The sequence below is a fragment of the Yoonia sp. R2-816 genome (assembly GCF_046762905.1).
Taxonomy (GTDB): Bacteria; Pseudomonadota; Alphaproteobacteria; order Rhodobacterales; family Rhodobacteraceae; genus Yoonia.
This window is the reverse complement of the sequence record NZ_JBKQXN010000330.1, coordinates 1-11,182: the sequence shown is the minus strand read 5'-3', so window position 1 is coordinate 11,182 and position 11,182 is coordinate 1. Positions and strand designations below refer to the sequence as shown.

The 11,182-nt window shown below is 56.7% G+C and carries 1 protein-coding gene; it reads right to left on the bottom strand.

The window, feature by feature from the left end:
• On the bottom strand, window positions 1-11,182 hold an 11,182-nt coding region (locus ACFWW2_RS25225), incomplete at both ends, for a tandem-95 repeat protein (protein WP_393933164.1).

Genomic DNA, 11,182 nt, shown 5'->3' with positions numbered 1-11,182 from the left:
CAGCATCGGCCTGACTACTTGTCCAGGTGACCACATAGCCACCATTGACAAGCGCTGTGGAGCGGGCAAAGGCGCTTATCGTGTCCGTACCGAGATTATCGCTGACCCGCTGCTCCGCTTCCAGTCTGATGGTAAACTCGCCACCATCATCTTCAAAGCGGAACGTGTCAGCACCGCCTACCGTTGCACCTCCTCCGAGAGCATTCACTTCAATAAGACCGTTGTCGGTTGACATCGTGTAGTAATCCATGGTGCCCGACAACGTTGCAACGGTCGATGTTGCGTCACGCACGACAGTCACATTGACGACCGGATCGTAAACATCCCCGACATCAAGGGCGAAGGTCTTACTGGTGGAAAGGTCACCCGAGTCCGTGGCTGTGACCGTTAGGACAACCTGAGTTTCGCTCTCATAATCCAGACTTTCACCGTCCTTCAGTTTCAAGGTGTTCCCCAGAACTTCGAAGCGGTCATCATCGACAGTATATGTAAACGTGTCGCCAACATCCGGATCGCTGACCGAGAGCATGCCAATCACGGCCCCGGCGTCGTGTTCCTGGACCTCTGAACCTGTCAGGGTGAGATCTTCCGGGGCATCATTGACCGGTGTGATCTCAAGCGCAAAGGTACTGCTTGATGAAAGCGAGCCATCGCTGGCCGTCACCATGACGTTCAATGTGCCGTTGAAGTCCTGGGGCGGTGTACCCGAGAAACTCTCCGTAACCGCATCAAACACCAACCAGTCCGGCAGGGCCGTGCCATCCGCAAGCGTCGCACTCAAGGTCAGTGCATCGCCATTCGGATCTATGAATGCATCGGCTGGCAGTGCAAAGCTCACAGTCTCATCTTCTGCTGAAGATTGATTGGGCAATGGAATAGACACAACAGGCGCATCGTTGGTTCCGCGCACAACGATTGAAACACTTGCGGTGCTCTCCCCACCATTGCCGTCCTCGACCGTATAGGTGATTGTATCAATAAGTGTCTGGTCCCTCTCCAGAGCCTGAACAGCGTCTGCGTCTCTTGGATCATAGCTAATGGTACCATCGGTGTTCAGCACCAGGGCGGCCCCATGCGTGCTCGTGGCAGACACAGCTGTCACCGTCAGCGCGTCCCCGTCGACATCGCTGTCATTGGCGAGAAGCGTGGCTGTATCAATCGAAGTCACAACATCTTCTGTGATCGGCATGGGACCTTGAGCAACACCGTTGGCATCAAATATACGCGCCTTGATCGCATAATCAGACGTATCGCCTTGTTGCCCGTCAAGAGACTCCCAGGTCACGACGAAGCCGCCATTGGCGAGGGCTGTTACACTTGGAGTATTTTGATTGCCATCGGTAAACTCATTGACGAGGAACTCACTGACGATCTCAACGCCATTCGCATCAAAAATGCGTGCCTTGATCGCAGAAGAAGCATCCCCTTGCAGCCCGTCATAAGACTGCCAGGTGACGACAAAATTGCCATTGGCGAAGGCCGTAACACTCGGGTCATGTTGACCGTTATTGGTAAATTCATTGACCAGGAATTCACTGACGATCTCAGCGCCATTCGCATCGAAAATACGCGCCTTGATGGCCCAATCAGTATCCCCATGCTGTCCGTCATGAGACTCCCAGGTGACGACGAAATGACCATTTGCCAGTTCTGCGACACTCGGAACCCATTGAGAGTGATAGGTGAATTCATTGACCAGGAACTCACTGACGATCTCGTCGCCATCCGCATCGAAAATACGCGCCTTGACAGCATAACCAGACGGATCGCCTTGCTGCACGGCATAAGACTGCCAGGTGACGACGAACTTGCCATTTTCCAGTGCTGTAACACTTGGGTTCCGCTGATCGTAATCGGTAAATTCATTGACGACGAACTCACTGACGATCTCAACACCCGCAGCGTCGAAAATACGGGCCTTGATGGCCGTTGGAGACGTATCGCCTTGCTGCTGGTCTTCGGACTCCCAGGTGATGACGAAATGGCCATTGGCGAGCGCTGTCACACTCGAGTTAAATTGAGAGTCATCGGTAAATTCATTGACGACGAACTCGCTGACGATCTCAGCGCCATCCGCATCGAAAACACGCGCCTTGACAGCATAACCAGATGGGTCGCCTTGCTGTTGGTCACGAGACGACCAGGTGACGACAAAATGGCCATTGGCGAGCGCTGTCACACTCGAGATCAATTGCCAGCTATCGGTAAACTCATTGACCAGGAACTCGCTGACGATCTCAACACCCTCTGCATTAAAAATGCGCGCCTTGATAGCAGAATCAGACGGATCGCCTTGCTGCCCATCACGAGAGTCCCAGGTGACGACAAAATTGCCATTGGCCAGTGCGGTAATACTTGGAGCCTTTTGTGCGGTGTTGGTAAATTCATTCACGAGGAGTTCATTTGCGCCAACACTATCATCAGCTGCGACAGGGGCATCATTGACCGGTGTGATCTCAAGCGTGAATGTTTCGCTTGTGGAAAGTGAGCCATCGCCGGCCGTCACCATGACGTTCAATGTGCCGTTGAAGTCCTGGGGTGGTATGCCCGAGAAACGCGCCGCAACCGCATCAAACACCAGCCAGTCCGGCAAGGCCGACCCGTCCGCAAGTGTTGCAGTCAAGGTCAGCGCATCGCCATTCGGGTCCGTGAATGCATTCTCTGGCAGTGTAAAGCTCACAGCCTCATCTTCCGCTGAAGACTTAGGAGGCAATGGAGCTATCAAATCAGGCGCATCGTTGGCTCCAATGACCTCAAGGGAGACTGTTGCGGTGCTCTCCCCGCCATGGCCGTCATCAACCGTATAGGTGAATGTATCCGTCAGGGTCTGGTCCCTCTCCAGATCCCGAACAGCCTCTGCGTCTCTTGGATCATAGCTGATGGTCCCGTCGGTGTTCAGCGTTAGAGCCGCACCATGTGTGCTCGTGGCAGACACAGCTGTCACCGTGAGGGCATCCCCCTCGACATCACCGTCGTTGGCCAGGAGCGTGGCTGTCTCAATCGAAGTGACAACATTTTCTGCGATCAGCGTGGCACTCTGCGCAACATCATCAGTTGCGACAGGCGCATCGTTGACCGGTGTGATCTCAAGGGCAAAGGTGCCGCTTTCTGCCAGAGACCCGTCGCTGGCCGTCACCGTGACGCTCAATATGCCATTGAAGTCCTGGGGCGGTGTGCCCGAGAAACTTCCTGCAACCGCATCAAAGACCAGCCAGCCCGGCAGGGCCGTGCCATCCGCAAGTGTTGCAGTCAAGGTCAGCGCATCGCCATCCACATCCGTGAAGGCATTGGCCGGCAGGGCAAAGCTCACAGCCTCATCTTCCGCGGACGCCTGATCCTCCAATGCAATGGACACAACAGGGGCATCGTTGACCGGCGCCACATCGAGCGCAAAGGTGTCGCTTGCTGACAGAGACCCGTCGCTGGCCGTCACCGTCACAGCCAAATGGCCATTGAAATCCTGCGGCGGTGTGCCCGAGAAGCTTCCCGCAGCCGCATCAAACACCAGCCAGTCCGGCAGGGCCGTGCCATCAACAAGCGTCGCACTCAAGGTGAGCGCATCGCCATCCACATCCGTGAAGGCATTCGCGGGCAGCGTAAAGCTCACAGCCGCGTCTTCCGCGGAAAACTGATTGAGCAATGCAATGGCCAGAACAGGGGCATCATTGGTGCCATGCACAACAATAGAAACCGTGGCGGTGCTTTCCCCGCCATTCCCATCCGCGACGGTATAGGTGAAGGTATCCGTCAGGGTCTGGCCCTCTGCCAGAGCCTGAACAGCCGCCGCGCCAGTGGGATCATAGCTGATGGTCCCATCGGTGTTCAGAACCAGGCTGGCCCCCTGCGCACTCGTGGCCGACACATCTGTCACCGTCAGCACATCCCCCTCGACATCGCTGTCATTGGCGAGAAGCGTGGCGGTATCAATCACGGTCACACCATCTTCGGTGACCGGAGCAGGGCTTTGCGCAACATCATCCGCCGCAACAGGGGCATCGTTGACCGGTGTGATCTCAAGAGCAAAGGTATCGCTTTCTGCCAGAGACCCGTCGCTGGCCGTCACCGTGACGCTCAATATGCCATTGAAGTCCTGGGGCGGTGTGCCCGAGAAGCTCGCTGTAGCCGTATCAAACACCAGCCAGTCCGGCAGGGCCGTGCCATCCGTCAGCGTCGCAGTCAAGGTCAGCTCATCGCCATCCACGTCCGTGAATGCATTGGCTGGCAGTGTAAAGCTTACGGCTTCATCTTCTGCGGAAGACTGATCAAACAATGCAATTGCCGCGACAGGGGCGTCATTTACCGGTGTGATCTCAAGCGCAAAGGTATCGCTTGCTGTGAGTGAGCCATCGCTGGCCGTCACCATGACAGCCAAAGAGCCGTTGAAATCCTGCGGCGGTGTGCCCGAGAAGCTCCCCGCAACCGCATCAAACACCAGCCAGCCCGGCAGGGCCGCACCACCAGCCAGCGTGGCATTCAAGGTCAATGCATCCCCCTCTACATCCGTGAATGCATTCGCCGGCAGTGCAAAGCTCACGACCTCGTCTTCCGCTGAAGACTGAGGAAGCAATGGAATGGCCACAACAGGGGCATCATTGGTTCCGTGCACAACAACAGAGACGGTTGCGGTACTCTCACCGCCATTGCCGTCACTGACCGTATAGGTGAATGTATCCGTCAGGGTCTGGCCCTCTGCCAGGGCCTGAACAGCATCTGCGTCTCTTGGATCGTAGCTGATCGTACTGAACGTTCCATTGGTGTTCAGCACCAGGGCTGCCCCATATGTGCTTGTGGCCGACACAGCTGTCATCGTGAGCGCATCCCCCTCGACATCACTGTCATTGGCCAGGAGCGTGGTGATATCAATCAAGGTGACAGCATCTTCTGTGATGATATTCGGGCTTTGCGTCACAGTATCATCAGCCACGGAAGGCGCATCATTGACCGGTGTAATCTCAAGTGCAAAGGTATCGCTTGCTGTGAGTGAGCCGTCGCTGGCTGTCACCGTGACACCCAATATGCCATTGAAGTCCTGGGGTGGTGTGCCTGAGAAGCTCCCCAAAGCGGCATCAAACACCAGCCAGTCCGGCAGCGCCGCACCATCCGTCAGCGTCGCGCTCAAGCTCAGCTCATCGCCATCCACGTCCGTGAATGCATTGGCTGGCAGTGTAAAGCTTACGGCTTCATCTTCTGCGGAAGACTGATCAAACAATGCAATTGCCGCGACAGGGGCATCGTTGACAGGTGTAACATCAAGCGCAAAGGTGCCGCTTTCTGACAGAGATCCGTCACTGGCCGTCACCGTGACACTGACTATGCCATAGAAGTCCTGGGGTGGTGTGCCCGAGAAGCTTCCTGCAGCCGCATCAAACACCAGCCAGCCCGGCAGGGCCGTACCATCCGTAAGTGTCGCACTTAAGGTCAGCGCATCGCCATCCACGTCCGTGAATGCATTCGCGGGCAGCGTAAAGCTCGTGGCCGCGTCTTCCGCGGAAGACTGATCCTCCAATTGAATTGCCAGAACGGGCGCATCATTGACCGGTGTAATCTCAAGCGCAAAGGCACTGCTTGCTGTGAGTGAGCCATCGCTGGCTGTGACCGTGACGCTCAATGTGCCATTGAAGTCCTGGGGCGGGGTGCCCGAGAAGCTCCCCGCAGCCGCATCAAACACCAGCCAGCCCGGCAGGGCCGCACCCCCAACCAGCGTCGCAGTCAAGGTCAGCGCATCGCCATCCACATCCGTGAATACATTGGCTGGCAGTGCAAAGCTCACGACCTCATCTTCCGCGGAAGACTGATCCTCCAAGGCAATCGCCAGAACGGGTGCATCGTTGGTTCCGCGAACAATAATGAACACGGTTGCGGTGCTCTGCCCGCCATTGCCGTCATCGACGGTATGGGTGAATGTATCCGCCAGTGCCTGGCCCTGTGCCAGAGCCTGCACAGCCTCTGCGCTGGTTGGATCGTAACTGATGGTCCCATCGGGGTTCAGCGTCAGGGTGGCCCCATGTGTGCTCGTGGCAGACACCGCCGTCACTGTCAGCGCATCCCCGTCGACATCACTGTCATTGGCCAGAAGGGTGGCGGTCTCAATCAGGGTGACAACATCTTCTGTGACCGGAACGGGACTTTGCGCCACATCATCAACTGCGACAGGCGCATCATTGGTGCCGTGCACAACGATTGAAACACTTGCGGTGCTCTCTCCGCCATTGCCGTCATCGACGGTATAGGTGAATGTATCCGTCAGGGTCTGACCAATTGCCAGGGTCTGGACAGCATCTGCGCTGGTGGGATCATAGCTGATCGTCCCATCGGTGTTCAGCGTCAGGGTGGCCCCATGTGTGCTCGTCGCAGACACCGCTGTCATCGTCAGCGCATCCCCGTCGATATCGCTGTCATTGGCCAGAAGCGTGGCGATATCAATCGAGATGACAGTATCTTCTGTGATCGAAGCAGGACTTTGCGCAACATCATCAGCCGCGACAGGGGCATCGTTGACAGGGGTAATCTCAAGCACAAAAGTGTCGCTTGCTGTGAGTGAGCCATCGCTGGCCGTCACCGTGACACTCAACATGCCATTGAAGTCCTGGGGTGGTGTGCCGGAGAAGCTCCCCACAACCGCATCAAACACCAGCCAGTCCGGCAGGGCTGCACCATCCGTCAGCGTTGCACTTAAGGTCAGCACATCGCCGTCCACATCCGTGAACGCATTGGCTGGCAGTGCAAAGCTCACGGCCGTGTCTTCCGCGGAAGATTGATCCTCCAGGGCAAGCGCCAGAACGGGTGCATCATTGGTGCCGTGCACAACGACCAACACGGTTGCGGTGTTCTCCCCGCCATTGCCGTCCGCGACCGTATAGGTGAATGTATCGGCCAGGGTCTCGCCCTCTGCCAGGGCCTGAACAGCGTCCGCGCCGGTTGGATCATAGCTGATTGTGCCGTTGGTGTTCAGCGTCAGGGTGGCCCCATGCGCACTTGTGTCCGAAACCTCGGTCACCGTGAGCGCATCTCCCTCGACATCGCTGTCATTGGCCAGGAGCGTGGCGATATCAATCGACGTGACACCATCTTCTGTGATCGGAGCAGGGTTTTGCGCAACATCATTGACTGCGACAGGCGCATCGTTGACAGGGGTAATCTCAAGCGCAAAGGTGTCGCTTGCTGACAGTGACCCGTCACTGGCCGTCACCGTGACACTCAGCATGCCATTGAAATCCTGGGGCGGTGTGCCCGAGAAACTCCCCGAAGCCGCATCAAACACCAGCCAGTCCGGCAGGGCCGCACCCCCAACCAGCGTTGCACTCAAGGTCAGCGTATCACCATCCACATCCGTGAATGCATTCGCCGGCAGTGCAAAGCTCACGGCTTCATCTTCTGCGGAAGACTGATCAGGCAATGGAATTGCCTGAACAGGTGCATCGTTGGTTCCGCGCACAACCACTGAAACGGTTGCGACACTCACACCGCCATTGCCGTCACTGACAGTGTCGGTGAAGGTATCCGTCAGGGTCTGGCCTTCTGCCAGGGCCTGAACAGCCTCTGCGCCGGTTGGATCATAGCTGATCGTCCCATCGGTGTTCAGGGTCAGCGCGGCATCATGCGCGCTTGTGGCAGACACAGCTGTCATCGTCAGCGCATCTCCCTCGACATCGCTGTCATTGGCCAGAAGCGTGGCGATATCAATCGAGATGACAGTATCTTCTGTGATCGGAGCGGGACTTTGCGCAACATCATCAACTGCGACAGGGGCATCGTTGACAGGGGTAATCTCAAGCGCAAAGGCACTGCTTGCTGACAGATATCCGTCCCTGGCCGTCACCGTGACACTTAATATGCCATTGAAATCCTGGGGTGGTGTGCCTGAGAAGCTCCCCGCAACCGCATCAAACACCAGCCAGTCCGGCAGGGCTGCACCATCCGTCAGCGTTGCACTTAAGGTCAGTGCATCAGCATCCACATCCGTGAATGCATTGGCTGGCAGCGCAAAGCTCACGGCTTCATCTTCTTTTGAAGACTGATCAGACAATGCAAGTGCCGCAACAGGCGCATCGTTGACAGGGGTAATCTCAAGCGCAAAGCTGCCGCTCTCTGAAAGAGCCCCATCGCTGGCCGTCACCGTGACACTTAATGTGCCATGGAAATCCTGGGGTGGTGTGCCTGAGAAGCTCCCCGCAACCGCATCAAACACCAGCCAGTCCGGCAGGGCTGCACCATCCGTCAGCGTCGCACTCAAGGTCAGCGCATCACCATCCACATCCGTGAATGCATTGGCGGGCAGCGCAAAGCTCACGGCTTCATCTTCCGCGGAAGACTGATCCTCCAATCGAAGTGCCACAACAGGGGCATCGTTGGTGCCGTGCACAACGATGAACACGGTTGCGGTGCTCTGCCCGCCATTGCCGTCATCGACGGTATAGGTAAATGTGTCGACAAGTGCCTGACCCTCTGCCAAAGCCTGCACAGCATCTGCGCTGGTGGGATCATAGCTGATCGTCCCATCGGTGTTCAGCGTCAGGGTGGCACCATTTGCACTCGTGGCCGAAACCGCTGTCACCGTCAGTGCATCCCCCTCGACATCGCTGTCATTGGCCAGGAGCGTGGCTGTCTCAATCAGGGTGACAGCATCTTCTGTGATCAGCGCAGGACTTTGCGCAACATCATCGGCCGCGACAGGGGCGTCGTTGACAGGGGTAATCTCAAGCGCAAAGGCACTGCTTGCTGACAGAAATCCGTCGCTGGCCGTCACCGTGACACTTAATACGCCATTGAAGTCCTGAGACGGCGTGCCCGAGAAGCGCCCCGCAACCGCATCAAACACCAGCCAGCCCGGCAGGGCCGAACCATCCGTCAGCGTCGCACTCAAGGTCAGTGCATCACCATCCACATCCGTGAACGCATTGGCTGGCAGTGCGAAACTCACGGCTTCATCTTCCGCTGAAGACTGAGGAGGCAATACAAGCGCCAGTACAGGGGCATCATTGGCCCCGTGTACGACAACGGAAACACTTGCGGTGCTCTGCCCGCCATTGCCGTCATCGACGGTATAGGTGAAGATGTCCGTCAGGGTCTGGCCCTCTGCCAGGGCCTGAACAGCGTCAGCGCCGGTGGGATCATAGCTGATCGTCCCGTCGGTGTTCAGCGTCAGTGCGGCCCCATGCGCACTCGTGGCGGACACCGCTGCCACTGTCAGCACATCCCCGTCGACATCACTGTCATTGGCCAGGAGCGTGGCTGTCTCAATCAGGGTCACAGCATCTTCTGTGATCGGAGTGGGGTTTTGAGCAACGCCGTTTGCATCAAAAATGCGCGCCTTGATCGCAGAAGAAGCATCGCCTTGCTTCTGGTCACCAGATTCCCAGGTGACGACAAAACCGCCATTGGCAAGGGCTGTCACGCTCGGGTCCCATTGATGGCCATAGGTGACTTCATTGACCAGGAACTCACTGACAATCTCAGCGCCAGTCGCATCAAAAATACGGGCCTTGACGGCATACCCATCATCCCCTTGCTGCGCGTCTTTAGACGCCCAGGTGACGACAAAATGGCCATTGGTGAGCGCTGTAATACTCGGGTGAACTTGCCAGCTATTGGTGTATTCATTGACCACGAACTCACTGACAACCTCATCACCGTTCGCATCAAAAATACGCGCCTTGACTACGTATCCAGATGGATCGCCTTGCTGCACGGCATAAGACTGCCAGGTGACGACGAACTTGCCATCTTCCAGTGCTGTCACACTTGGGTTCCGCTGATCGCCATTGGTAAATTCATTCACCAGGAACTCGCTGACGAGCTCGTTGCCAGTCGCGTCAAAAATGCGAGCCTTAATGACACCATCAGATGTACCGCCTTGCTCAGCGGAACGCCAGGTGACGATGAAATAGCCATTGGCGAGGGCTGCCACACTCGGGCTGGTTTGAGGACCATCGGTAGCTTCATTGACCAGGAATTCACTGACAATCTCACTTCCGGTCGCATCAAAGATACGGGCTTTGATGGCCAAATCAGTATCCCCCTGCTGCTGATCAAAAGACTCCCAGCTGACAGCGAATTGGCCATCAGCGAGCGCCGTTACACTTGGGAGCCCTTGACGGCCATCGGTGAACTCATTCACCAGGAACTCGCTGACGATCTCAACACCGTTCTCATCAAAAATACGGGCCTTGATGGCCCAATCAGCATCCCCCTGCTGCCCGTCATTAGACGCCCAGGTGACAACGAAATGGCCGTTGGTTAACGCCATAACACTCGGGCGCATTTGATCGTCATTGGTAAACTCATTGACCTGGAATTCACTGACAATCTCGACACCATTCTCATTGAGAATACGGGCCTTGATGGCATAACTGTCGGTATCCCCTTGCTGTCCATCATCAGACTGCCAGGTGACGACAAAATTCCCATTGGCGAGTGCTGTCACACTCGGGTGGACTTGCGAACTGTTGGTGAATTCATTGATGAGGAATTCACTCGGGCCAACAATATCATCAGCCGCGACAGGGGCATCGTTGACAGGGGAAATCTCGAGCGCAAAGGTGCCGCTTTCTGACAGAGACCCGTCACTGGCCGTCACCTTTACGCTCAATATGCCATTGAAGTCCTGCGGCGGTGTGCCCGAGAAATTCCCCGCAACCGCATCAAACACCAACCAGCCCGGCAGGGCCGACCCATCAACAAGCGTCACACTTAAGGTCAGCGCATCGCCATCCACATCGGTGAATGCATTTTCCGGCAATACAAAGCTCACAGCTTCATCTTCTGCTGAAGACTGATTGGGTAGTGCCAGTGCCAGAACAGGGGCATCGTTGGCCCCGTGTACGACAACTGAAACGGTTGCGGTGCTCTGCCCGCCATTGCCGTCCTCAACCGTATAGGTGAATGTATCCGTCAGGGACTGACCCTCTGCCAGAGCCTGCACAGCATCTGCGCCGGTGGGATCATAGCTGATGGTCCCATCAGTGTTCAGCGTCAGGGTGGCCCCATGCGTACTGGTGGCAGACACAGCTGTCATCGTCAGCGCATCCCCGTCGACGTCGCGGTCATTGCCAAGAAGTGTGGCGGTATCAATCGAGGTGACGACATCTTCTGTGATCGGATTGGGGTTTTGAGCAACGCCATTCGCATCAAAAACGCGGGCCTGGATGGCGGCACCCGAGTCATCGCCTTGCTGCCCGTCGCC